19 protein-coding genes are annotated in these 23,049 nt (G+C 73.4%); 5 read left to right on the top strand and 14 right to left on the bottom strand.

The window, feature by feature from the left end:
• Positions 1-472: 472 nt before the first annotated feature.
• On the top strand, positions 473-1,333 hold the full coding sequence (locus IE258_RS13810; RefSeq protein ID WP_189743249.1) for a CAP domain-containing protein: 861 nt from the start codon (positions 473-475) through the stop codon (positions 1,331-1,333).
• Positions 1,334-1,421: 88 nt separating this feature from the next.
• Here IE258_RS13810 and IE258_RS13815 read toward each other — a convergent pair whose 3' ends face one another.
• Together IE258_RS13815 and IE258_RS13820 are read right to left on the bottom strand one after the other, a co-directional pair.
• Positions 1,422-2,750: a sensor histidine kinase gene (locus IE258_RS13815; RefSeq protein ID WP_189743251.1), complete on the bottom strand. Its 1,329-nt coding sequence runs from the start codon at positions 2,748-2,750 to the stop codon at positions 1,422-1,424.
• Complete coding sequence (locus IE258_RS13820) at positions 2,747-3,436, bottom strand: response regulator transcription factor (RefSeq protein WP_189743253.1); 690 nt, start codon at positions 3,434-3,436, stop codon at positions 2,747-2,749. The genes IE258_RS13815 and IE258_RS13820 overlap by 4 nt, the downstream gene beginning before the upstream one ends.
• Before the next feature lie 36 nt (positions 3,437-3,472).
• Between IE258_RS13820 and IE258_RS41205 the strand changes: the two genes are divergently transcribed.
• Positions 3,473-4,048, top strand: a complete 576-nt coding sequence (locus tag IE258_RS41205; protein WP_229892100.1) for a hypothetical protein — start codon at positions 3,473-3,475, stop codon at positions 4,046-4,048.
• A gap of 15 nt (positions 4,049-4,063) precedes the next feature.
• Here IE258_RS41205 and IE258_RS13830 read toward each other — a convergent pair whose 3' ends face one another.
• The 3 genes from IE258_RS13830 to IE258_RS13840 form a co-directional block, all read right to left on the bottom strand.
• On the bottom strand, positions 4,064-5,770 hold the full coding sequence (locus tag IE258_RS13830) for a cellulase family glycosylhydrolase (protein WP_189743255.1): 1,707 nt from the start codon (positions 5,768-5,770) through the stop codon (positions 4,064-4,066).
• Positions 5,771-5,991: 221 nt separating this feature from the next.
• Entirely contained in the window at positions 5,992-7,590 is a 1,599-nt protein-coding gene (locus IE258_RS13835) for a molybdopterin-dependent oxidoreductase (protein WP_189743257.1), read from the bottom strand.
• A 52-nt stretch (positions 7,591-7,642) separates the two neighbouring features.
• The gene (locus IE258_RS13840; protein ID WP_189743259.1) at positions 7,643-9,193 is read right to left on the bottom strand and encodes an alpha/beta hydrolase; all 1,551 of its coding nucleotides are present in this window, start codon (positions 9,191-9,193) and stop codon (positions 7,643-7,645) included.
• Positions 9,194-9,286: 93 nt separating this feature from the next.
• Here IE258_RS13840 and IE258_RS13845 point away from each other — a divergent pair, with 93 nt between their 5' ends.
• The gene (locus IE258_RS13845; protein ID WP_189743260.1) at positions 9,287-10,318 is read left to right on the top strand and encodes a MerR family transcriptional regulator; all 1,032 of its coding nucleotides are present in this window, start codon (positions 9,287-9,289) and stop codon (positions 10,316-10,318) included.
• Here the strand turns inward: IE258_RS13845 and IE258_RS13850 are convergent.
• From IE258_RS13850 to IE258_RS13865, 4 genes are all read right to left on the bottom strand, one after another.
• Entirely contained in the window at positions 10,261-10,527 is a 267-nt protein-coding gene (locus IE258_RS13850; protein ID WP_189743262.1) for a hypothetical protein, read from the bottom strand. The two genes, IE258_RS13845 and IE258_RS13850, sit on opposite strands and share 58 nt — an antisense overlap.
• A gap of 83 nt (positions 10,528-10,610) precedes the next feature.
• On the bottom strand, positions 10,611-11,612 hold the full coding sequence (locus IE258_RS13855) for an aminoglycoside phosphotransferase family protein (protein ID WP_189743264.1): 1,002 nt from the start codon (positions 11,610-11,612) through the stop codon (positions 10,611-10,613).
• Positions 11,613-11,702: 90 nt separating this feature from the next.
• Entirely contained in the window at positions 11,703-13,925 is a 2,223-nt protein-coding gene (gene katG / locus IE258_RS13860) for a catalase/peroxidase HPI (RefSeq protein ID WP_189743266.1), read from the bottom strand.
• A 24-nt stretch (positions 13,926-13,949) separates the two neighbouring features.
• The gene (locus IE258_RS13865) at positions 13,950-14,405 is read right to left on the bottom strand and encodes a Fur family transcriptional regulator (protein WP_159323742.1); all 456 of its coding nucleotides are present in this window, start codon (positions 14,403-14,405) and stop codon (positions 13,950-13,952) included.
• A gap of 132 nt (positions 14,406-14,537) precedes the next feature.
• Between IE258_RS13865 and IE258_RS13870 the strand changes: the two genes are divergently transcribed.
• Positions 14,538-15,641 (top strand): DUF475 domain-containing protein, encoded by a 1,104-nt coding sequence (locus IE258_RS13870; protein WP_159323743.1) that lies wholly within the window; start codon positions 14,538-14,540, stop codon positions 15,639-15,641.
• A 36-nt stretch (positions 15,642-15,677) separates the two neighbouring features.
• Here IE258_RS13870 and IE258_RS13875 read toward each other — a convergent pair whose 3' ends face one another.
• The 5 genes from IE258_RS13875 to IE258_RS13895 form a co-directional block, all read right to left on the bottom strand.
• Entirely contained in the window at positions 15,678-17,111 is a 1,434-nt protein-coding gene (locus IE258_RS13875) for a WGR domain-containing protein (protein ID WP_127895003.1), read from the bottom strand.
• Between the two features lie 110 nt (positions 17,112-17,221).
• The gene (locus IE258_RS13880) at positions 17,222-18,382 is read right to left on the bottom strand and encodes an oxygenase MpaB family protein (RefSeq protein WP_189743268.1); all 1,161 of its coding nucleotides are present in this window, start codon (positions 18,380-18,382) and stop codon (positions 17,222-17,224) included.
• 13 nt (positions 18,383-18,395) lie between these two features.
• Positions 18,396-19,454 carry a polyprenyl synthetase family protein gene (locus IE258_RS13885; protein WP_189743270.1) on the bottom strand — a complete coding sequence of 353 codons (1,059 nt, stop codon included), beginning with the start codon at positions 19,452-19,454 and terminating at the stop codon, positions 18,396-18,398.
• Entirely contained in the window at positions 19,447-19,731 is a 285-nt protein-coding gene (locus IE258_RS13890) for a polyprenyl synthetase (protein WP_189743272.1), read from the bottom strand. The genes IE258_RS13885 and IE258_RS13890 overlap by 8 nt, the downstream gene beginning before the upstream one ends.
• A 126-nt stretch (positions 19,732-19,857) precedes the next feature.
• Complete coding sequence (locus IE258_RS13895) at positions 19,858-20,931, bottom strand: polyprenyl synthetase family protein (RefSeq protein ID WP_189743274.1); 1,074 nt, start codon at positions 20,929-20,931, stop codon at positions 19,858-19,860.
• 163 nt (positions 20,932-21,094) lie between these two features.
• Here IE258_RS13895 and IE258_RS13900 point away from each other — a divergent pair, with 163 nt between their 5' ends.
• A complete protein-coding gene (locus IE258_RS13900) occupies positions 21,095-22,981 on the top strand; it encodes a TerD family protein (protein ID WP_189743276.1) in 1,887 nt (628 codons plus the stop codon).
• Positions 22,982-23,049 lie beyond the last annotated feature (68 nt).

Consider the following 23,049-nt stretch of genomic DNA (forward strand, 5'->3'; position numbering starts at 1 on the left):
GGTCCGTGCACGGCGCGCCCGGAGGCGGTGGGCGGGAGGACCCGGTCCCCTCGGGCGCGCCGGCGGTGTCCGGCGACCTGCCGGTTCACGCCGACAGACTGTCCGTCCGTCCGGCACGCCAAGCGCCGGGTACGGGGGGACGGCGGAGCATCGGGGGCACGGCACGGGCTCCTGCGAGCACCCGTGTCCGCCCTTCACCCTGAAGCGCCCCGGGGCGGACCGAGGGTGGTGGGCCGCGCGTGCGTAAGAGGGGCGGACGGGGACCGGTGCGGTGGCGCCGACGGTGGTGCCGCACTTCCTCAACGGACTTTGGCGGCTCTTTTAAGGCTTTCTGAAGATGACCTTCGAACGGGCGTTTCCACCCCGGTCGGGTCCTAGGCTCTCGAACACCCCCCACAGTCCCGGTGGGCGCGGTCGCGTCCACCGGGTACGGGGCTCCGTCAGCCGACCGACAAGCCGAGGTGTCCTGCGTATGGGTTCCCGCCGAGCCGCTCGCCCGTCCCGCTCCCACGCCCGCCCCCGCGGCGGGCTCAGGACCCGGGGTACCGCGCTGGCACTCGGCGCCGTCACCCTGACGGCGGGCGTCGGGATCACCCTGGCCGTCACCGACGGCGACGACGGCGGGTCCTCGGACCAGGTCACCGCGAACGCCGCCGACCGGGCGCCGAACGCCGAGGACGCGGCGGGCGGTGCCGCACCGCTCGCCTCCACCTCGGCGAGCCCGAGCGCCACGGCGAGCGCCTCGCCGAGTCCGAGCGCCGAGCCGAAGAAGAAGCCGAAGAAGACGGCCGACCCGACGACCAGCACCGCCAAGGCCCCCGCGCCGACCTCGAAGGCTCCCGTCAGGGCCACCGCGAAGAGCGGCGCCGACGGGTCCGGGAGCGACGGGTCCGGCGGCGGCAGCGACTCGGGGTCGGGCAGTGGATCAGGCTCGGGCTCCGGTGCGGCGGGCGGCACGGAGGCCCAGGTCCTCGCGCTGGTGAACGAGGAGCGCGCCGCGGCGGGCTGCTCGCCGGTCACCGCGAACGACAAGCTGACCCGGGCCGCGGACGACTACAGCGACGTCATGGCGAACAGCGGCGTGATGTCCCACACGGGTCCCGACGGCTCCACCATGGCGAGCCGGGTCGAGGCCGCCGGTTACCAGTGGTCGACCCTCGGGGAGAACATAGCCCGCGGCCAGGCGGACGCCGCCTCGGTGATGGACTCCTGGATGAACAGCCCCGGCCACCGGGCGAACATACTCAACTGCTCCTTCAAGGAGCTGGGCGTCGGCGTCCACTTCGGCGACGGCGGCCCCTGGTGGACCCAGGACTTCGGCACCGGCCGCTGACACCCTTCGCCGCCTGCCCGCACGTCGCCGCTCGCCGCCCGCACGTCCCTCGCTCGCCCTCCGCACGTCACCGTTCCGCGAGCGCGCGTCACCGTCCGGCGCCGCCGACCGCGCGTGCGTCCACCAGCGCGAACGACACCGTCACCCGTGCGCCCCCGAGCGGCGCGCGGGTGATCGTCAGTTCGCCGTCGGCCGTGCGGGCCGCCCGCGCCACGATGTCCAGGCCGAGCCCGGTGGAACCGCCGACGCTGACGCCCCGGGTGAGCGCCGCCTCGGGGTCCGCGACGCCCGGTCCGGCGTCGTCGACCGTGAGGTGCACGTGCCGGTCCCGGCGTTCCACGCGCACGACGAAGCGGGTGCCCTGCGGAGTGTGCCGGAAGACGTTGCCGATCAGGGCGTCGACGACGGCGGCGAGGTCGTCCTCGGGGAAGGCCACGGGGGTCGGACGCGGGGTGAGGGAGCGCTCGAACGGCCGCTCCTGCTGGGCGGCGAGGACCGACCAGAAGTCCAGGCGCATGGTGACCACCTCGGCGACGTCGCACGGTTTCGCGGTGCCCGGGCCGGACCCGGCGAGCTGTGCCGCCGCGAGCGGGGTGCGCGCCGCCGCGATGATCGAGTCCAGTTCGCGCTCCAGCTGGCCGGCCGCTTCCGTGACCCGCCGGGCGCTCGGTGTCGCGCCCATCCGGTCTGCCTCCAGGTAGAGGGCGGTCAGCGGGGTGCGCAGCCGGTGCGAGAGGTCGGCGACCAGTTCGCGTTCGACGGCGAGCAGGTCGACGACCCGGTCGGCCATGGTGTTGAACGCCACTCCGGCCTCCTGCAGCTCGGGCGGTCCGTCCGGCTCCACCCGTACGCCGAGGTCGCCGGAGCCGAGGGCGAGGGAGGCGCGCTTGAGGCCCCGGGAGGAGCGGACCACGCGGGCGCCGAGCCGGTCGGCGACCAGCACCGAGCCGCCCACCAGTCCGACGGCGAGCAGGGCCATCACGCCCCAGGAGGCCACGACGCCCCGGGTGAGGTCCGCGGCGGGCACGTACGCCTCGACGACCGCGACCCGCTCGCCCCGCAGCACGACGGGCTGGAGGTAGGCCCAGCCGTCCGAGGTGTCCACGGCGAGCGTCTCGCGTCCCCGTACGGCCCGGTCGAGCGCGGCCTCGGGAGCGTGCGGGGTGCCGACGAAACCGCCGTCGGGCAGCCGCACAACCAGCTGGTCGGCGGAGCCGAGTTCCGCGACGGCCTGCTGGACGTCGGCGCGCCGGGTGGTGAGGGCGAGCACCGGCGAGAGGGCCGCGGCGCGCTGCTCGGCGGCGGTGGTGACCCGGTCTCGGGCCTGTTCGCGCACGAGGAGGGCGAGCGGGATGAGGAACGACAGCGCCACCATGGAGGTGACGGCCAGGGCGATCCCGGCGAGGGCACGTCTCATGGCGCGCTGACCAGCTTGATGCCGATGCCGCGCACGGTGTGGAGATAGCGGGGCTTTCGCGCCTTCTCCCCCATCTTGCGGCGCAGTGCGGACAGGTGGACGTCCACCGTCTGGTCCTCCACGTACGGCTGCTGCCACACCTCGGCGAGTATCCGCTGTCGCGAGATGACCTGGTCGGCGTTGGCGGCCAGATAGGCGAGCAGGTCGAACTCGCGGCGGGTGAGGGGCAGTTCGCGGCCGGCGAGATGGGCGGTGCGCGCCGTGGGGTCGATGCGCAGGTCGGCGACCTGGAGGACGGGCAGCCGCGCGGCCCGGAGGTCGGCGGGAGCGGAGCGGCGCAGCACGGCGGCGAGCCGGGCGGCGAGCTGACCGCCGGAGAAGGGCTTGACCATGTAGTCGTCGGCCCCGGCGTTGAGCAGCCGGATGATCTCGGTCTCCTCGTCCCGGGCGGTGGCGACCAGCACCGGGACGCGGGATATGCCCCGGATCATCCGCAGGACGTCGAGTCCGTCGAGGTCGGGCAGGCCGAGGTCGAGCACGACGATGTCCGGCGGGCTCTGGGTGATGTCGCGCAGCGCCTCGAAACCCTGGTGTGCGGTCTTCACCGCGTAGCCGTGTCCGGTGAGGACCTCGATCAGCGCGGCCCGGATCACAGGGTCGTCCTCGACGACAAGTACGGAGGCCATGGGCAGGCACGTTAGCCGGTCCGTCACTATGGTGTCGTGTCCCGCCTCCTGCGCTACCTGATCATCTGGCTGTCCTGCACGGCGGCCAGTGTGACGGCTGTCATCATCACCATCCACTTCGTGGTGGGGTCGACCCGGCCGACCGCGCCGGTCGCGCAGACGGCGCCCAAGGAGCTCCCGGCCCCGCCCCGGCCGACCGTCTCCAAGACCGTGACGGCCACTCCCAGCCCGTCGCCCACCAGCCGCGCGCCCAGCGCGACGCCGTCGCGCACCAGCGCGCAGCCGCCCCAGCCGACACCGACCCCCACGCCGACGCCGAGCCCGCACACCACGGCCCCGCGACCTCCCGCGGGCGGGGGCGACCCGGGCTGCGAGGGGGGCGGGGCGGGCGTGTACACGGTGCCGTCCGAGGGCGGCAAGGCGACCGTTCGGTTCGGCGGCGGCGGGGTGTGCCTGGTCTCGGCGGTGCCGAACCAGGGCTTCACGGTGAGTACGCAGCAGAGTGCGCCGCAGACGCTGGAGGTGACGTTCTCGGCGAGCCGCCACCGCTCGGAGATCACCGCGACGACGCAGCCGCAGAGCCGGGCCGACGTCCGCGAGGTGTCGTGGTGACCGGCCCCTGCCCCGTCACGTCGTGGCGCAGGCGGCCCCGTTCAGGCTGAACGCGGCCGGGGCGGTGTTGGTGCCGCCCTTCTGGGCGGTGAAGCCCAGGGTGACCGTGCCGCCGGCCGGAATGGTGGCGGTGTAGGAGGCCGGGGCGACGCTCACCGCGCCCGCGTTCTGGGTGGCGGTGCCTCCCCACATGTTCGTGATCGTCTGGCCGTCCGGGAAGGCGAAGGCGAGCGTCCACGGACCCACGGCGGTGCCGCCGGTGTTGCGCACCGCGATCTCGCCCTGGAAGCCGCCCGGCCACTCGCCGACGACGCGGTAGCCGACCGAGCAGGCACCGCCCGGGGTGCCGCCGCCCTCGTCGGTGGTGACCTCCACGGCGGGCGAGGCGGCGGAGCGGTTGCCCGCCGCGTCGCGGGCGCGGACGGCGAAGGTGTACGCGGTGGCGGGGGTGAGGCCGGTCACGGTGGCGGTCGTGGTGATCGAGGAGGCGACCGTGGTCTCGGTGCCGTCGCCGAGGCGGACGACGTCGTAGCCGGTGACCGCGGTGTCGTCGGTGGCGGCGGTCCAGCCGAGGGTGACGGAACTGTCCGTGACGGCGGTGGCGGTCGGGCTTCCGGGTGCCGTCGGGGCCTGGGTGTCCGGGGCGCCGCCGCCGTAGACGGTGGCCTCCTTCGAGGTCTGGGCGATGCCGTCGACGCCGTGGAAGATCCGCTCGCCCCAGTCGCTGAGCCTGCTCGGGTCGAAGTCGAGCGCCAGGTCGAGGATCGGGTCGGTGTTGCCGCTCCACGACCAGGCGAGGTAGCCGAGGCGGAGCTGCTCGGCGGTGGCCATCATGGTGTCCTCGTCCGGGTCGCCGTACTGGTCGGCAGGCCCGCCGAACTCGCCGATGAGGATGGGCAGTTCCGCGTCGACGAACGCGTTCAGGTAGTCGGTGATCTCCTGCGCGGTGTCGTAGACGCTGTACATGTGGATGGAGAAGATCAGGTTGCCGGTGGGGTCGGCGTCGTAGACGGACTGCGCTTCGGCGCGCATGACACCCTGCCAGTCCTGGCCCCAGTTGGGGGCGTCCACCATGATCGTGTGCTGGAGTCCGGCGGCGCGGAGCTTCTTGACGGCCGCGACGGTGGGCTCGGTCCATCCGGCGGGATCGGTGTTGCCCCAGGGCTCGTTGCCGATGTTGACGACGACGTAGTCCTCCTGTCCGGCCAGGACGTCCTTGAGGCCGATCCAGTAGTCGGCGGCGTGGTCGAGGGTGCCGGCCGCGGCGTCCTCGCCGTATCCGGTGGTGTCGTGCACCTCGAGGACGCAGATGAGCCGGTTGACCTTGCATTGCTCGATGACGGCGGCGACGTCCTCGGGACTGTTCTCGCTCCAGCGGTACCCGTCCGAGAGGACGACACGGACGCTGTTGGCGCCCAGCGCCTTGACGTCCGCCAGCGACTGCGTCTCGCCGGGGTACCAGGTGTGGGCGTGGTTGACCCCGCGCATGACGAAGTCGTTGCCGTTGCCCTCGAGGAGCCGGCCCTCGGCGATGTGCAGGCCGGCCGCCCGCGCACCGGCCGAACGGCTCTGCGCCGGGGCCCGGTCCGCGGGCGACTGGGCCACGGCGGCGCCCGGGCAGAGGGCGCCGACGACGACCAGCCCGATCAGCGCGGCGAGGCCGGCCACCAGGCGGGCTGCGAGGGTCTTCGGTGCGGGGGTTCCACGTCTTGCTGTGCGCACGGCGACTCCAGGAGTGAGTAGTGCGGACACGGGGCGAGGGACGGTGAGGGTGGCGGAAGTCTTGTGGGAGCGCTCCCACAAGGCGCCTCCATGAAACTCATTACGCCGCGTACACGTCAAGCCTGTGGACAGAAAACGCTTGCCCCGCCCGGTGCGGGGGCGGGGCGGGTGCAAGTCCGGTCCGGGCGGGCGGGCGGGCGGGTGCAAGTCCGGTCCGGGCGTCATTCCACCGTCACCACGACCGAGTGCCGGCCGCTCGCCCCGTCCGGCACGGTGCCGGTGCGCTTGCCCGTCTGCACCTCGCCGGTCCGGTCGGTGGCCCGCACGGTGAGCGTGTGGCCGCCCTTGCCGGCTTGCCAGGCGTACGACCACTGCCGCCAGGTGTCGCGCGAGTCCTCGGCGGCCAGGGTGGCCTCCTGCCAGGGGCCGTCGTCGACGCGGATCTCGACCTTGTCGATGCCGCGGTGCTGGGCCCAGGCCACTCCGGCGACCATCACCGTGCCCGCCCGAGGCCGGGCGAACGGCTTCGGCGTGTCGATCCGGGACTGGGTCTTGATCGATGCCTCGCGGGCCCAGTCGCGCTTGACCCAGTACGCGTCGTAGGCGTCGAACGTGGTCAGCTCGATCTCCTCGATCCACTTGCAGGCCGAGACGTAGCCGTAGAGGCCGGGCACCAGCATGCGGACGGGGAATCCGTGGTCGAAGGGCAGGGGCTCGCCGTTCATGCCGAGGGCCAGCATCGCGTCCCGGCCGTCCATGACGTCCTCGACGGGGCTGCCGATGGTCATGCCGTCCACGGAGCGGGCCACGAGCTGGTCCGCCGGGCCGCCCTCCGAGGGGCGCCGGACGCCGCACTCCTCCAGCAGGTCGGCGAGCCGGACGCCGATCCAGCGGGCGTTGCCGACGTACGGGCCGCCGACCTCGTTGGACACGCAGGTGAGGGTGATGTCCCGCTCGATCAGTTCGCGGCGCAGGAGGTCGTCGAAGGTCAGCGTCCTCTCCCGGGCCACCCCCTCGCCGTGGAGGCGCAGCCGCCAGGTCGTGGCGTCCACCCTGGGGACCACCAGGGCGGTGTCGACCCGGTAGAAGTCACTGTTGGGGGTGACGAAGGGGCTGACCCCCGCCACCCGGACCTGTGCCCGCCGGGGCACCGCCGGGGCCGGTGAGCCGGGCGACGGAAGGGTGATCTTCCGCCGTGAGGCGGCCGCTTCCCGGCCGCCCGCGCCGCTCAGGGCCCGGCCCAGGACACCGGCCCCGGCGGAGGCCGCGGCGGCGGCCGTCGCCGCGAGCACGAAGCGACGCCGGTCCCAGCTCTCGCCCCGCTCCCCCGGCACCTCCCGGCGCAGCGCCGGGAGGAGGCCGACGAGGACGTACAGGAGTGCCGCGCCGGCGATCGCCCCCGCGACGGAGGGGAGGGCGTCCGTGACGCCGGTGGAGTCGGGCCTGCCGAGGGCCGCCGCGGCGCCGACGACTCCGAAGACGAGGACCCCCGCGGCACCGGTGCGCCGGTGGCGGACGGCGAACGCGCCGAGGGCCAGGGCGAACAGGGTCAGCACGGCGAGGATGCCCAGCTGGAGCACCAGCTTGTCGTTGGCGCCGAAGGAATGGATCGCCCAGTCCTTCACGGCGGTCGGTGTACGGTCGATGGCTGCTGCGCCGACCGCGACGACCGGCCCGGCCTGCGGGCGTACGGCCGCCGCCACCAGCTCGGCGACGGCCAGCGCGGCGCCGCCGGCCAGAAGACCGCTCAGTGCGCCCAGCCCGAGGCGTGCCCAAGTCCTGGCCGACGGATTCCGTGGTGTCTTGTCGTGGTCGCTCACGCGGGTAATCCGACACCGGGCGGAGGCCGGATTGGTAGGGCGCCGCCCACCGTCATCGTTCGCGCCCGTCGAAGGCGTGGTCCAGCACCGTGCGCAGTGCGTGCCGCACCGCCGCGCGCGACTCGTCGGTCACGTCGATGGTCTCGAAGCCGTGGTGGCCGTTCGGCACGTCGATCACCTCAACGTCGGCCCCGCAGTCCTTGGCCGCGGCCAGGAACTCCTCCACGGTGGCGGCGATCTCGGGCATCTCCCGTCCCACCCGGGTGAGGACGACGGGCAGGTCGCCCGCGTTCGCCACGGCGCGTGCCGGTCGCAGGCGGGTCTCGGACAGCCCCCAGTTCGGCAGGGGCGCGAGGACGGGGTAGGTGGCCGCCAGGCAGCGCAGCCACGCCGGGGGCGCGTCCAGCCAGTCGGCGGTGATCAGGCCACCGCCGGAGAAGAACCACAGCGCGATCCGGTCCTGGTCCACCCGCGGATCGGCCCGCGCCAGCTCCACGGCGGCGGCCACGTCCGCGGCGGCCCGCTCGTAGTCGCCGAGGTCGTGCAGGCGGTGGTCGAGGAGGACGCCCACGGCTCCGTCCCCGGCCACGCACCGTGCGTACCCCGTCAGACCGGGCCAGTCCCGGGGGGTCGGCCGGGCGTCGGCGGGGACCGGGCCGCCGTGCACGAACACCACCGCGGGGCGCGGCTCCTCGGCGTCCGGCAGGTAGAAGTCGACGTTCCCGTGCCGCTCCCTCGGGACGTCGGGCACGTCCATCAGGAACGGCTGCAGGTGGCCGGGCCCCGCGGTGTCGTCGACCGGCTCCAGCCGGTGCCCCTCGCCCGCCGCGGCCCGCAGCAGCACGTCCGTCAGCTCGGCGGGGCAGGACAGCATCGGCCAGTGGCCGGTGGGGAGTTCGAAGAAGCTCACCCGGGGGTCGGTCAGGGGGCGCAGCGCGGGATCTCCGAGGCGCACCAGCATCTGCACCAGCTCGATGCTGGTGCCGTTGCCCGTGCACAGCACGCCGGTGGTGGGCACCGGTTCGACCGCGCCGGTCAGCCGCAGCGGCTGGAGCAGGGTGCCCAGGGGCTGGGGCGCGGCGAGGGCGGTGAGCCGGTCCAGGGCCGCATCCGGTATGCCCGCGGTGCTGCCCCAGCGCGACCACTCGTCGAGCGCCGGGGGCGGCAGCACCCCGTCGGCCCCGTCGGCCCCGTCGGCCCCGTCGGCCCCGTCGGCCCCGGCGAGGCGCTCGCGCAGGGACTGGTCGGGCACGGCGGCCAGGGCCGGGACGCCGTCCCTCGGCAGACCCGAGTCCAGATAGACGATCCGCTCGATGCGCTCGGCACGCCGGTCGGCGGCACCGACCGCCGGGTGGATGCCGTAATCGTGGCCGACCAGGACGATCCGCCGGTCCCCGGCCGCGCCCACCGAGTCGATCACCGCGAGCACGTCCGCGATGTGGGTCTCCAGGTCCACGCGGGGCGCGGCGGCCGCGCGTGGTCCGTCGAGGCCGGTGAGGGCGACCGTGTGCACCTCGGCGCCCGCCGCGGTCAGGTGCGCGACGGTGTCCTGCCAGATGTGTGTGCCGGTGAACATGCCCGACACCAGGATGAACGCGGTCATGGTCTGCTCTCTCCTCCGTCCGTGGCGCGGCCCGGCCCGATCACCGGCCCGCTGTCGCCGGTACGGTAGGAACTCCCCCTGAGGGAGGTTCAAGTGTTCACGTCGAACGACGGTCTGTGCGGCATCGGCGAGCTGGCCGAGGGCGCGGGTGTCACCGTCAAGACGGTCCGCTTCTACTCGGACCGGGGTCTGCTGCCGGAGGCGTCCCGCAGCGCCGGAGGGCACCGGCGGTACGGTCCTGAGGCGCTCGACCGACTGCGGCTGATCCGTTCCCTGCGCGCCCTGGGTCTGGGCGTTCCCGAGGTGCGGGGGATTCTCGACGAGCGGCATGCGGAAGGCACGGCGGACGCCGGGAGCAGCGCGGGCGGAGCCCTGGAGGCCGCGGTGGCGGGCCGGCTGCGTGAGGTCGGCTCGGAGTTGAGGGCGTTGCGCTGGCGCGAGGCCGCGCTGCGGCTGGTGCAGGAGGCCCCGCCCGACGAGCAGGCCGACCGGCTGCGGTTGATCGGTGCCGTGTCCGTCCCGCCGAGCACGGCCCCGCTGGTGCGGTTCTGGCGGGGATGGCTTCCGGCGAGGATGCCGGCCCGGTCGGCCGGGGCGTTCCTGGACGTGGCGGTCCCGCAACCCCCGGACGAGCCCGCCCCTGCCCAGGTCCTGGCCTTCGCCCGCCTCAACGCCCTCACCCTCGCCCCGTGCCGCCCGGGCACCGTCCAGCCCCAGCCCGAGGCGCACCGGGCCGCCGGGGCACGGGGGGCCGCCCTGCTGTACACAGGGCTCGCGGAGGCGTACGAGCTGGCCGGGGTGCACATTCGCCGCGCCCGGGAACCGCACCCGGGTGAGGCCCTGGACGCGTTCGTCGCCTCGTACACGAGCACGTACGGGGTGCGGGACACCCCGGACTTCCGGCGCCGGCTGGCCGGGCAGCTCGCCGCCGATCCCCGGCTGGACGGCTACTGGGAGCTGGTGGCCGAGGTGAACACCGCTCCGGGCGGGCGGCCGGAACCGACCCCGGGGACGGCGCACGACTGGCTGCTGGCGGCGCTGACCGCGCAGACGGGGGCGGTGCCGGATCAGGGCACGTCGCCCCGCCAGTCGAAGCGGCGGGCGTCCCCCGGCCTCGGGGCATAGGCGGAGCGGCCGCCCGGGCCGTAGCGGCCTATCTCCGTCGCCAGTGCCACCGCGCGGCCGCGCTCCTGTTCCGTGAGGTCCGTGATGTCCAGCAGGAGGCCGTCCAGGGGGCCGCCCACCAGGTGGGCGTAGACGCGACCGGTGCGCGGCCCGGGGTTGTCGTGGTCGGCGCCGTAGACCCTGCCGCGCATGAACTCCACCTCATCCATGAGGTGAAGCCTCGCATCCACCACTGACAACGGCCCGGGCTCCGGCCCGGCGCCCGGGGAGCAGCCGCTGGAACCGGCCGCTGCTACAAGGGGGGTTCGTCCAGCAGTTCGAGGAGGCAGCGTGCGCCCGCCGCGGCCGTCGCGGCACCGGCGCCGCCGGACGCGGTGGGAAAGAGCCTGCCGTAGGCGGCGGCCCGGTTCAGGGCGCTGAGCCGCCAGGCGAGGCTCACCGCGCGCCGCAGTTGCGTGGGCGTACGGCCCTGGCCGGTCCAGGGTTCGAGGTAGGCGTCGCGCAGGCGCGGCAGTATGCCCGTCCCGTGGTGCTCGACCGCCCGGCGGGCGGGGACGGCGAGGCAGGCGAAGGGGTGGGCGACGACGGCGTCGCCCCAGTCGAAGAAGGTGAACCGCCCCGGCGCGGGGCGGAAGACCTGGCCGTCGTGCAGGTCCGCGTGGTCGAGGGAGTCGGGGACGCCCAGGGCCGCGAGTTCCGCGCACCAGTCCGAGAGGCGGGGACGCAGTCCCCGGAGCGCGGCCCGGTCCCGGGACGGCAGCGGCGTTTCGTCCAGCCGGTCGAGGATGCCGGGCAGCGCGTCGGCGGGTACGGCGGGCACACCCAGGCGTTCGATCTCACCGGCGCGAGGGGTCAGGGCGTGCTGCACGGCCCCGTACTGGCCGAGGAGATCCTCCCAGGCGCCGGCAGTGACCGTCTCCCGTGCCAGGACGTCCCGGAAGAGCGGTCCCCCGTCGGGCAGCAGCGACCAGCCGCGCCCGGTGTCCACCGCCAGCGGCTCCAGTACGTGCCCGGGGACCCAGCGGGCCAGCGCCGCGGTCAGCGCGCCCTCGAAGGCACTGGCCGGCGGGTTCGCCTTGAACCAGACGGCGTCGTCTCCCTCGACGCTCAGCCGCAGCAGGACGGACCAGGGCCGCAGCCGCACCCGCCGGCGTCCGGTCGGCCGCAGGCCGCGGGCGGCCAGCCGGGCCTCGATCCAGCCGATGGCCTCGGTGCGCCAGGCCGGTTCCTCCCAGGGGGTGACGGTGTCCTGGTACCTCCCCCGGTCCACGGTCACCTGCGCGTCACTGGGCATGACGCCATCCCAGCACCGTGCGCCGCGCCCGGCCACCGGATTTCGCCCCTCCCGGGGCCCTGGAACGGGCCCCGGCAGGGGTGAGGTGGATCAGGCCAGGTCGAAGCGGTCGAGGTTCATGACCTTGACCCAGGCGGCCACGAAGTCGTGCACGAACTTCTCCTTGGCGTCGTCGCTCGCGTAGACCTCGGCGAGCGCCCGCAGCTCGGAGTTGGAGCCGAACACCAGGTCGGCGCGGCTGCCGGCCCACTTGACCTCGCCCGTGGCGGCGTCGCGGCCCTCGAAGGTGGTCTGGTCCTCGGACGTCGACTTCCACTCCGTGCCCAGGTCGAGCAGGTTGACGAAGAAGTCGTTGGTCAGCGAGCCGGGCGTCCGGGTGAACACGCCGAGCTGGGACTGCTGGTGGCCCGCGCCCAGCACGCGCAGACCGCCGACCAGGACGGTCATCTCGGGTGCGCTCAGGGTGAGCAGGTTCGCCCGGTCGAGGAGCAGGAACTCGGCCGGCAGCCGGTTGCCCTTGCCGAGGTAGTTGCGGAAGCCGTCGGCGGTCGGCTCGAGGGCCTCGAACGACTCGGCGTCGGTGTGTTCCTCCGTCGCGTCCACGCGGCCCGCGGCGAAGGGGACCTGCACCTGGAAGCCGGCTTCCTTGGCGGCCTTCTCGACCGCGGCGGAGCCACCGAGGACGATCAGGTCGGCCAGGGAGACCTTCTTCGCGCCGGACCCGGAGTTGAACTCCCGCTGGACGCCCTCCAGGACGCGCAGCACCTGCGCCAGCTCGTCGGGCTCGTTGACCTCCCAGCCGCGCTGCGGCTGCAGGCGGATGCGGGCGCCGTTGGCGCCGCCGCGCTTGTCGCTGCCGCGGAAGGTGGACGCCGAGGCCCAGGCGGTGGTGACCAGCTGCGACACCGACAGGCCGGACTCGAGGAGCTTGGTCTTGAGGGTCGCGATGTCCTCGGCGTCGATGGCCTCGCCCTCGGGCTCGGGCAGCGGGTCCTGCCAGACCAGGGTCTCCGCGGGGACCTCCGGGCCGAGGTACAGGGACTTCGGGCCCATGTCGCGGTGGGTCAGCTTGAACCAGGCGCGGGCGAAGGCGTCGGCGAATTCCTCCGGGTTCTCGTAGAACCGGCGGGAGATCGGCCCGTAGATCGGGTCGAGGCGCAGCGACAGGTCGGTGGTGAGCATCCTCGGGCGGTGCTTCTTCGCCGGGTCGTGCGCGTCGGGGATGATCTCGGGGGCGTCCTTGGCCACCCACTGGTTGGCGCCGGCCGGGCTCTGCTCCAGCTCGTACTCGAACTCGAAGAGGTTCTTGAAGAAGCCGTTGCCCCACTGGGTCGGCGTGCTGGTCCAGGTGACCTCCAGGCCGGAGGTGATGGCGTCGCCGCCCTTGCCCGTGCCGTGGGTGCTCTTCCAGCCGAGGCCCTGCTGCTCCATGCCGGCGGCCTCGGGGTCGTCGCCGACCGCGTTGGCCGGACCGGCGCCGTGGGTCTTGCCGAAGGTGTGTCCGCCGGCGATGAGCGCGACGGTCTCCTCGTCGTTCATCGCCATGCGGCGGAACGTCTCGCGGATGTCGCGGGCGGCGGCGATCGGGTCCGGGTTGCCGTTCGGGCCTTCCGGGTTGACGTAGATCAGGCCCATCTGGACGGCGCCGAGCGGGTTCTCCAGCTCGCGGTCGCCGGTGTAGCGCCGGTCGTCGAGCCAGGTGGTCTCGGGGCCCCAGTAGACGTCCTCCTCGGCCTCCCAGACGTCGGCGCGGCCGCCGGCGAAGCCGAAGGTCTCGAAGCCCATCGTCTCCAGGGCGACGTTGCCGGTGAGGACGAGCAGGTCGGCCCAGGAGAGGTTCTGGCCGTACTTCTTCTTGACCGGCCACAGCAGGCGGCGGGCCTTGTCGAGGTTGCCGTTGTCGGGCCAGCTGTTGAGCGGGGCGAAGCGCTGCTGGCCGGCGCCCGCGCCGCCGCGGCCGTCGCTGATCCGGTAGGTGCCCGCGCTGTGCCAGGCCATCCGGATCATCAGCGGGCCGTAGTTGCCGAAGTCGGCGGGCCACCAGTCCTGCGAGGTGGTCAGCACCTCGGCGATGTCCCGTTTGACGGCCGCCAGGTCGAGGGCTTCGAAGGCCTGGGCGTAGTCGAACTCCTCACCCAGCGGGTTGGCGACGGCGGGGTTCTTGGCGAGGATCTTCAGGTTGAGCCGCTCCGGCCACCACTGACGGTTTCCGCCGCCCTGCGTGGGGTGCGGGGCGCGTCCGTGGGCGACCGGGCAACCACCCGTCTCCTCGGCCTTCGCGTCGGTCACGATGGCATCGTGGTTCTCGGACATGGGAATCCTTCCGGACGGGGCGGATCAAGGTGCTGGGGAACTGCTGGGAGTGGAGCAGTCGGGGCACAGGCCCCGGTAGATGACCTCGGCCTCGTCTATCACGAAGCCGCGGTCGTCTGAGGCGGTCAGGCACGGCGCGTCGCCGACGGCGCAGTCGACGTCGGCGAGGGCGCCGCAGGACCGGCACAGGACGTGGTGGTGGTTGTCACCGACCCGTCCCTCGAACCGCGCCGCGCCGCCGGGCGGTTCGATACGGCGCACGAGCCCCGCGGCGGTCAGGGCGTGCAGGGCGTCGTACACGGCTTGGAGGGAGACGTGCCCCACGCGCCGACGCACCCCGGAGGTGAGTGCCTCGGCGTCGAGGTGGTCCCCCGCCCTTACGGTCTCGAGCAGCGCGACACGGGCGGCGGTCACCCGCAGTCCCGCCAGGCGCAGTTCGTCGGCGGTGGCCGGATTCCGGGAGTGCCGGGATGCCGTCATGACGGCGAACCTACTCCCTGGGACACGAACGACTCAAGGAAACGAACGACTCCAGCGTGGTAAACAACGTGCGTGGCGGGCACTGGCAGGTGATGCCGCCCCGTACGGCACGACGACAGGAGTGAGTGGCCGGTGCTGGTGAAGACGTTCCGCTGGGCTTTCGCCGTGACGGCCGTCGGCCTGGCCGCGGGCGTGCTGTACGACGGCTGGACCGCCCTCGGCATCGTGGCGATCCTGTCCGTCCTGGAGATCTCGCTCTCCTTCGACAACGCGGTGATCAACGCCGGGATCCTGAAGAAGATGAACGCCTTCTGGCAGCGCATCTTCCTCACCGTGGGCATCGTGATCGCGGTGTTCGGGATGCGGCTGGTCTTCCCGGTGGTGATCGTGGCGATCAGTGCCCGGCTGAGTCCCTGGAGCGCGGTGCACCTGGCGCTCACCGACAAGGACCGCTACCAGGAGCTGGTGACGGACGCCCATCCGTCGATCGCGGCGTTCGGTGGCATGTTCCTGATGATGATCTTCCTCGACTTCATCTTCGAGGACCGCGACATCAAGTGGCTGGGGTGGCTGGAGCGCCCGCTGGCCAAGCTCGGCAGGGTGGACCTGCTGTCGGTCTGCATCGCCCTGGTCATGCTGCTCGTCTCCGCGACCACCTTCGGCGCCCACGCCCACCAGCACGGCGGCACCCACGCCGACAAGGCGGAGACGGTGCTGCTGGCGGGCGTCGCCGGTCTGATCACCTACATGGTGGTGGGCGGCCTCTCCGGTTTCTTCGAGCAACGCCTCGAGAACGAGGAGGAGCGCGAGCGGGAGGCGGAGCAGGACGCGGACCGGGCGGGGAGGTCCGCCGGATCGCCCGTGAAGCTGGCGGGCAAGGCGGCGTTCTTCATGTTCCTCTACCTGGAGGTCCTGGACGCGTCCTTCTCCTTCGACGGCGTCATCGGCGCCTTCGCCATCACCAACGACATCGTCCTGATGGCCCTCGGCCTCGGCATCGGCGCCATGTACGTGCGGTCCCTGACGGTCTACCTGGTCCGCCAGGGCACCCTCGACGACTACGTCTATTTGGAGCACGGCGCCCACTACGCCATCGGCGCCCTGTCACTGATCCTGCTGGTCACCATCCAGTACGAGATCAACGAGATCATCACCGGCCTTGTCGGCGTCGTCCTGATCGGCGCCTCGTTCTGGTCCTCGGTGCGCCGCAACCGGGCGCTGCGTAACGCCTCCTGAGGGGCGGCCCCGATCGCCCGACGCGGTCCCGCGCCGTCACTGCAGGCGCCTGATGTCACCGCGCACCCGGTAGAAACCGCCCGACGCGGCGTGCAGCGCATCGACCACGTAGCGCGCGCCCGGCTCCCTGATCGCCCTCGGGAACTGGACGTTCCACGAGTGGTCGTACCCCTCCGACACCACGTGGATCCGGGTACGGCCGTTCTCCCGGACGCACTCGACCACGACGGAGCCGGCGGGCGCCGCGGTCACGGTCGTCACGGCGGTGGCGGCGGTGGCGGGTGCGTACGTCGGCAGGGTGGCGGCGAGCTTCACGTCGCGCGCGACCGGCACCGAGCCCTGCTGCGCGGCCGTGACCGCCGCCTCGCTCGCGTCCACGCACACCAGGGAGCCGTCCGTGGTGACGAGGAACAGCCGCTCGTCGCGGTACTGCATGGACAGGGCCGAGCCGCCGCCCGTGCCCAGCTTCCACAGCCGGGTGCCGTCCCGGTCGAAGCAGTACACCGAGGAGGCGGAGTCGCCGGCGAAGACGAACCGGCCGCCGGGCGAGGTGGCGCACGAATAGACGGGGCTGTCGCAGTGGTACGTCGCCTCGATGGCGCCGGTGGCCTTGGACAGCCGCTGGACCGTGTGCCGTGCGGTGCCCGCGTAGACCGCGTCGTCCTCCTGCCAGCCGAAGAGCACGGCCCCCTGGGTGGGGGTGTGCCACAACTCGGCACCGCCGTCCGGGGAGTGGGCGGTCACGCCGCGGGTGTGCCCGTGGTAGACGGCGTGGTCGTCGGCGCGCACCATCCAGGCGTGCTCGCCGCGTCCGCCGCGCGACCACTGGTGCTCGTCCTCGTGGTCGATCACGGTGAGCCGTCCGGCGCGGTCCGCGACGTTCAGCACGCCCTCGTGGATGTCGAGCCAGAAGATGTCCACGTCGGCGGCGATGTCGTAGGCGGCGAAGGGCAGTTTGGACGACAGGTCGTAGACCCGGCCGTCGTCGCAGCCTGCGTAGATCCAGAAGTCGTCGGCGACCAGGCACTTGACGCCGTCGGGCAGTTGGTAGCGGGCGAGGACCTCGCCGCCGTGGGCGAGGGTGAAGACGTCACCCGCCTGGTTGCCCACCCAGCACCTGTCCTCGTCGATGTGGATGCCGAACGCCGCGGAGCCGGTGCGGAACCGCCACAGGACCGGTGCGACCGCGCGGGCCGTGGACGGCGCGGAGGCCACCTGCCGGCGGGTGACGGCGCGGGGCGCGCGCTGTCCCTGCACGGCGGGCTCGTAGCCCTTGCGCACCTTCTCGCCTATCTTCTTGGCGGCCGCGGCCTCGGCCTTCTGCACGGTGGGGAAGGTGGACGTCTGGGTCTGTCCGGCGGCGCCGATCCGGCCGTAGCGCACCGTCACGGACTGTCCCTGGACGGTGACTTCGTAGAACTTGTGCGCGCTCCCGTCGTCCTGCGACAGCTCCAGGTACGTCCTCGACATGGCAGACCTCTCCCCGGTCGGTCCCGCGGCGTGTTCCGCGGACTCCACTGACCACACCGTATGAGGTCCCACTGACAATCCGGTCCGGCGGCGGACGGGAGCGGGGTGGCTCAGGACACGGTCGCGGGCGGCGGGGTCCAGCGGCCGGCGCGGGCGGCGGTACCGAAGACGCCGTACTCCTTCCTCAGTTGCTCGGGGATGGCGTAGTGCATGACGCGCCCGCGGGTGAGGGAGGAGAGTTCGAGGGCCGTGGTGAGGTGGCCGAGCCGGTCCAGGGCCCAGGCGCCCAGGGGTGAGCGGTCCTCGATCGTCTCCAGGACGCCGAGCAGGTGCGGGGCGGCCTTGACCACGGTGTCCCAGGCGGAGCGGGGCACCTCCAGCCAGTCGGCGCAGGTGTCGCCGACGAGGTGGCGGATCAGCGCGGAGACGACCGGGTCGAAGAGGGTGCCCGGGACCACCTCCTCGTAGAGGTCGATCAGTTGCCGGGTGAGGTGGGCGCCCTCCTCGGAGGGGCCCATGTGGCGGAGCATGTACAGGTCGAGGAAACCGCGTGCCTCGTCGAGCGTCCTGGGGACGGCCGCCTGGTCGACGCCCAGGATGGCGCCGACGACGCGCCAGGCGTAGTAGTAGGCTTCCGCGCCCTCGGCGGACATGTGGATGCCGAGTCGGTGCAGGCTGTCCAGGACGAGCAGGGAGAAGAACATCTGCCCGCCGATCATGTCCTCCTGGCAGATCGGTACGCCGAGGGTGTCGGTGTCCCAGCGGTCCTCCCGCTTCAGGTGGTGCCGGATGGCGGCGTGCAGCAGGCGTACCTTCTGGGCGGCCGGCAGGAAGCGACCGCCGGCCTCGAACGCGTCGGGCCGCATGAGGTAGACGGTGAACTGGCCGGTCTCCGCCATCCGTTTGGACGGGTAGTTCAGGCCGTGGGTCGCCGACAGCAGCCGGGCCACGTGCGGCACGACGTAGCAGGCGGGCATGGAGGCGAACGACAGCGCGGTCGAGATGTGCACGTTGTTGTCGATGAAGAACAGGCGGGCCCGCTCCATCTCGTCCCAGTCCACCCAGTCCGGCGGGGTGCCGGTCACCCGGAGGTATTCCCGTGCGACGCCGGGGAGGCCGTCCGGGAGTTCCTGGCCGGTGGTGGAGACGTGCCGCATCAGGGCGTTGAACTTGCCGACCTCGCCGCGCTCGAACAGGGTGGCGACGACCGCGTCGGCCAGTTCGTCACCGCTGCGGCGCAGGGCGTCCATCGACGTCTCGGTGGGGGTCATCCCGGTCTCCTCGTCAGTGCGTGCGGTCGGTGGCCCGTAGGGCGAGTTCGCGCAGCGCCCGGCGCGCGTGCGGTGGCGTCCCGGCGGTGTCCAGGGCCCGGGTGGCCCTCTCCACACGGGTCGCGATCATCTGCTCCACCCGCTGGGGCGCCTTCAGCCGCAGCATGAGCCGGCGTACGTCGTGCAGGTGGGTCGCGTCCAGGTCGTCGCGGCCCAGCAGGTGCCGCAGCCGTTCCCGTTGGGACGTGTCGGCGGCCTTCCAGGTCTCGGCCAGCAGTGCGGTGGGCCGGCCGGCGCGCAGATCGTCCAGGGCCGCCTTGCCGGTGCGTTCCTCGTCGCCGAAGAGTCCGAGCAGGTCGTCGCGGAGTTGGAATGCCTCGCCGAGCGGCAGCCCGTAGGCCCGGTAGGTGTCCCGCAGGGCGGGGGCGGCGCCGGCGAGCAGGCCGCCGATGAGCAGGGGGTGCTCGACGGTGTACTTGGCGGTCTTGTAGCGGACGACCTTCAGGGAGGTCTCGGTGTCGGGCGGTCCGCCGGTGTGCAGGATCTCCAGGCACTCACCGGCGACGAGTTCACGGGCGAGCGCGGCCCACAGGTCCCGGGCGCGGGCGAGGTAGGCGGCCGGCAGGCCGCAGTCGGTGAACATGCGGCCCGCGAGGACCATCAGGTGGTCGCCCACCAGCATGGCCAGGGAGCGCGCCGCCCGCCGTGCCCCGGTACGGCCGTGCCGGGCGAGGACGGCTTCCAGGGCCACGTGGGCGGTGGGCAGGCCGTGGCGCAGGGCGCTGTCGTCGATGAGGTCGTCGTGGACGACCGCGGCGGCGTGCACCAGTTCCATGGAGGCCGCCGCCCGTACGAGTGCGTCGCTCTCGGGCTGCCCGGCGGCCCGCCAGCCCCAGTAGCAGAAGGCCGCCCGCAGTCGTTTGCCGTGCCCGGCCGAGCTGCGCACCTGCTCGGCCACGGGTGCGAGGGCTTCGTCGACGGCGACGAGCAGGCCGGCCTGCTCGGCCAGGAAGTCCCGCAGGACACCGTCGACGCGGTCCCTGAAGCCGGCCGGGTCCCAGAGGTCAGACATCACCGTCGGCCGCGGCCCGGCGCGTCTTCACGTGCTGGGCGAGCACCTCCAGGTGGGCGGGCGGTACGTGCGCGCAGCGGTCCAGGGCCAGCCTGCCGCGCGCCTGGAGGTCCGCTTCCGCCTCCCGCACCAGGTCGGCGGTGTCCGAACGGCCGAGGAGCCCGCGCAGTCCGCCCACCGCCGAGCCGATCGTGCTCACCGCCAGCTCGGCCAGCCCGGCGACCAGCAGCACGGCCCGGTCGCCCCCGTCCGGCTGCCGTCGTGTCGAACCAGTCATGCTTCTCCCCCAGGGGGTCACGTGGTCACGGACGTGCCTGGTCGACGGCGCGTCCGATCAGAGCATGACCGGGCGCGGCGGGCGGAAGATCCCGAATACCCCTTTGAGCGATGTGGGGAACAGGTGTCAGGCGGTCCGCTCGACGCTCCACCGCGGCAGCAGCTCGAAGAAGGCGACGGCGTCCTCGCGCCACCGGGGACGCCAGCCCGCCGCCACCAGCCGAGCCTGCTCGGCGTACTGCCGCATGTCGGCGCGCATCCGGTCGGCGACACCGGCGCGCTCGCCGATCGCGCGGATCTCGGCGACGGTCTCCGACGTGCAGCCGGGGTCGCCCAGGGCCCCGTTCACGAAGTCCCGCTCGGCGCCGCTCACGGCGGACAGCAGGCGGGCCACGGTGTACGTGTGCCGGCCCTCCCGGATGTCGGTACCGGTCGGCTTTCCCATCGCCTCAGCGTCGCCGAACAGGTCCAGGTAGTCGTCGCGCATCTGTCCGCAGATGCCGAGCAGACGGGCGTAGGCGCTCAACTCGGCCTCGTGGGCGCCGGGTTGTTCACCGGCGGCCAGGAGGCCGAGGCGCAGGGGGGCCAGGACGGAGTACCGGGCGGACTTGTGGTCGGCGACGGCGTGCAGGACGTCGTCGTCGAGGGCGGTGGTGGGGAAGTCCCGTTCCAGGTCGATGATCTGGCCCACGAACGTGTCGGCAGCGGCCCGGGTCTGCACCTCGACCATGGCCTGGCGCGCCTCGGCGGGAAGCGGGGCCTCCAGGAGCACGCGCAGCGAGAGGGCCAGCGCGAGGTCGCCCGCGAGCACGGTGAGGCCGAGCGCCGCCCGCGGGTGCTCGGGGAAGCGTTCCCGGTAGGCGTAGTACGTGGTGGGGCCGCCCCGGCGCGTGGCGCTGTCGTCGATCAGGTCGTCGTGCACCAGGCCGTGGGTCTGCAGGAGTTCGACGCTCAGCGCCGCGGCGTCCAGCCCGTCGACCGGCCCGGCGGTCACCAGCCGCGCGGCCTCGTGCAGCAGCACGACCCGCATCCGCTTGCCGCCGCGCAGCGACAGGTCGCGCAGCAGCCCGACGCAGTCCGGGGTGAAGCGGCTGAAGGACGGGGCGTCCAGGGTCGTGCCCAGCGTGTCGAAGTACTCCGCGAAGAGCGCGTTGAACCGGCGCTCGGTCCGGGCGACGCGGTCCAGCGGCTGCTCGGTCATGACGAAGTCCTCCTGGGGCATGGGCGGGTGGCGCGCCAGCAGTGTGTCAAAGGGCCCGGTGCGTCCGGCGACCTGCCCGGCAACGCGGTTCGAGGGAGCCGCAAAACGGGATCAATGGGCGTTCGAGTTGAAGGAGATGTGGAGATACCTCCATCATTCCTCCATGTCTCTCGCGTCTGCCGCCTCCGATCTGTCCGAACTGCGCGACTACGTCTTCGAATGGGCGCTGGTCGACGTGGAGACCTCGGGTCTCGTACCGCGCCGTGACCGGGTGCTGTCCGTGGCCGTGGTGACCCTGGGCGCCGACGGCGAGCAGACCGGCGAGTTCTCGACCCTGCTGAACCCCGGCTGTGATCCGGGCCCGGTGCACGTGCACGGGCTGACGGCCGAGCGGCTCCGCGGGGCGCCTGCCTTCGAGCAGGTGGCCGGGCGGATCGGCGCCCTGCTGGAGGGCCGGGTGCTGGTCGCCCACAACGCCCAGTTCGACTACGACTTCCTCGCCCACGAGTTCACCCGGGCGCGGCTTCGGCTGCCCGTGGCCAGGCGGCTGTGCACCCTGGCGCTGAACCGCCGCGTCGATCCGCCGACCGACGACCTGAAGCTCGGCACGCTCGCCGCGCACTACGGCGTGCCCCAGCTCAAGGCGCACGACGCGCTGGACGACACGCGGGTGCTGGCGGGGGTGCTGCGCGCCTCGCTGCGGGAGGCGGCCCAACTCGACCTGCCGCTGCCCCTGGTGGCGTGCCCGCCGCGGCAGGACGCGCAGTTCGCGCCCAAGCCGCCGAAGACGCCGTGCGCCTTCCGCAACCCGGGGCGGCTCACCGCGGGCGGGCCGCTGGTGCAGGGCATGAAGGTCGCCGTCACGGGGGAGACCCGGACCGCCCGGGCGGACCTGGTGCTGCGGGGCGTCGCGGCGGGACTCAACATGATGGGCTCGGTCAGCGGGCACACCAGTGCCCTGGTCACCAACGACCCGGCCGCGAACTCGGCCAAGGCCCGCCGGGCACGCACCGAGGGCGTCCCGGTGATCGACGAGTCGGCCTTCCTGCGGCTGCTCGGCGACGTCCGCCCCGGCACGGCCCACGAGGGGACGGCGGCCCCGGTACCGGCTCCGGGAGCGGCACCGGCCCCGGAGCCCGCCACCGCGCTGCCGGCCGTGCCGACGCCACGCGCGCCGGAGCCGGAACCGGAGCAGGACGAGGCCGCCGGTGCGCAGTCCGGCAGGAAGCGCACCGCGAAGCCGCGCGGGCCGCTGACCGGGCGGCGGGTCCTCGTGCTCGGCGGCACCCATCCCGAGGCGGTCGCCGCCCGCACCCGCGTCGTCGAACTCGGCGGCGCCGCTGCCATCAACCTCTCCGCCGGCGTCACCGACGTGGTCGTCCTCGACGGCGGCCGCACGGACCGCCGGCTGCCCCGGATCACCGCGCTGCTCCTGCCCACCCACGACGCCGCGTGGCTGGTGGCACCGGTGGTCACGGAGGCGCCCGGCGCCGCGGGCGGGCGGGCGGCCGCCCATGTGCTGCCGCGCGGTGGCGTCGTCGACCTGCCCCTGCCGAAGGGGCGGGGAGCGGAGCACCGCTGGACGGTCACCGCGTCCTGGGCACAGCAGACGGCGTGCGAGATCGACGTGGTCGCGTTCGTGCTGGACGAGGACGGACAGGTCTCCTTCGACGAGGACTTCGTCTTCTACGGCGCCCCGGAGAACCCGGGCGGCACGGTGCGGCTGCTGAGCGACGGCCCGACCGAACAGACCGTGAGCGTGGACCTCGCCACGCTGCCGCCCTCGGCCCGCAAGGTCGTCGTCGCCGCGGCGATCGACGGCTCCCCGGCCTTCGGGGAGGTGGGCGCCCTGCACATCGTCTCCGGCCCGGGCACGAGTGCGGCGGCCCTGGCGCAGGCCACGCTGGACGCCGCCACCACGGAACGCACGATGCTGCTCGCGGAGATCTACCGGCGTGGGCAGAGCTGGCGGCTGCGGGCCGTCGGCCAGGGATACGACCACGGCCTGGGCGCCCTCGCCCGGGGCTACGGCGTCGACGTGGACGACTGATCCCGGCCGCGTGCACGCGCGTACACGCCGCGGCCCGGCCCCGTGGATCGCGGGGCCGGGCCGTCAAG

Origin of the sequence: Streptomyces tendae (assembly GCF_014650435.1) — a bacterium.
Lineage (GTDB): Bacteria > Actinomycetota > Actinomycetes > Streptomycetales > Streptomycetaceae > Streptomyces > Streptomyces tendae.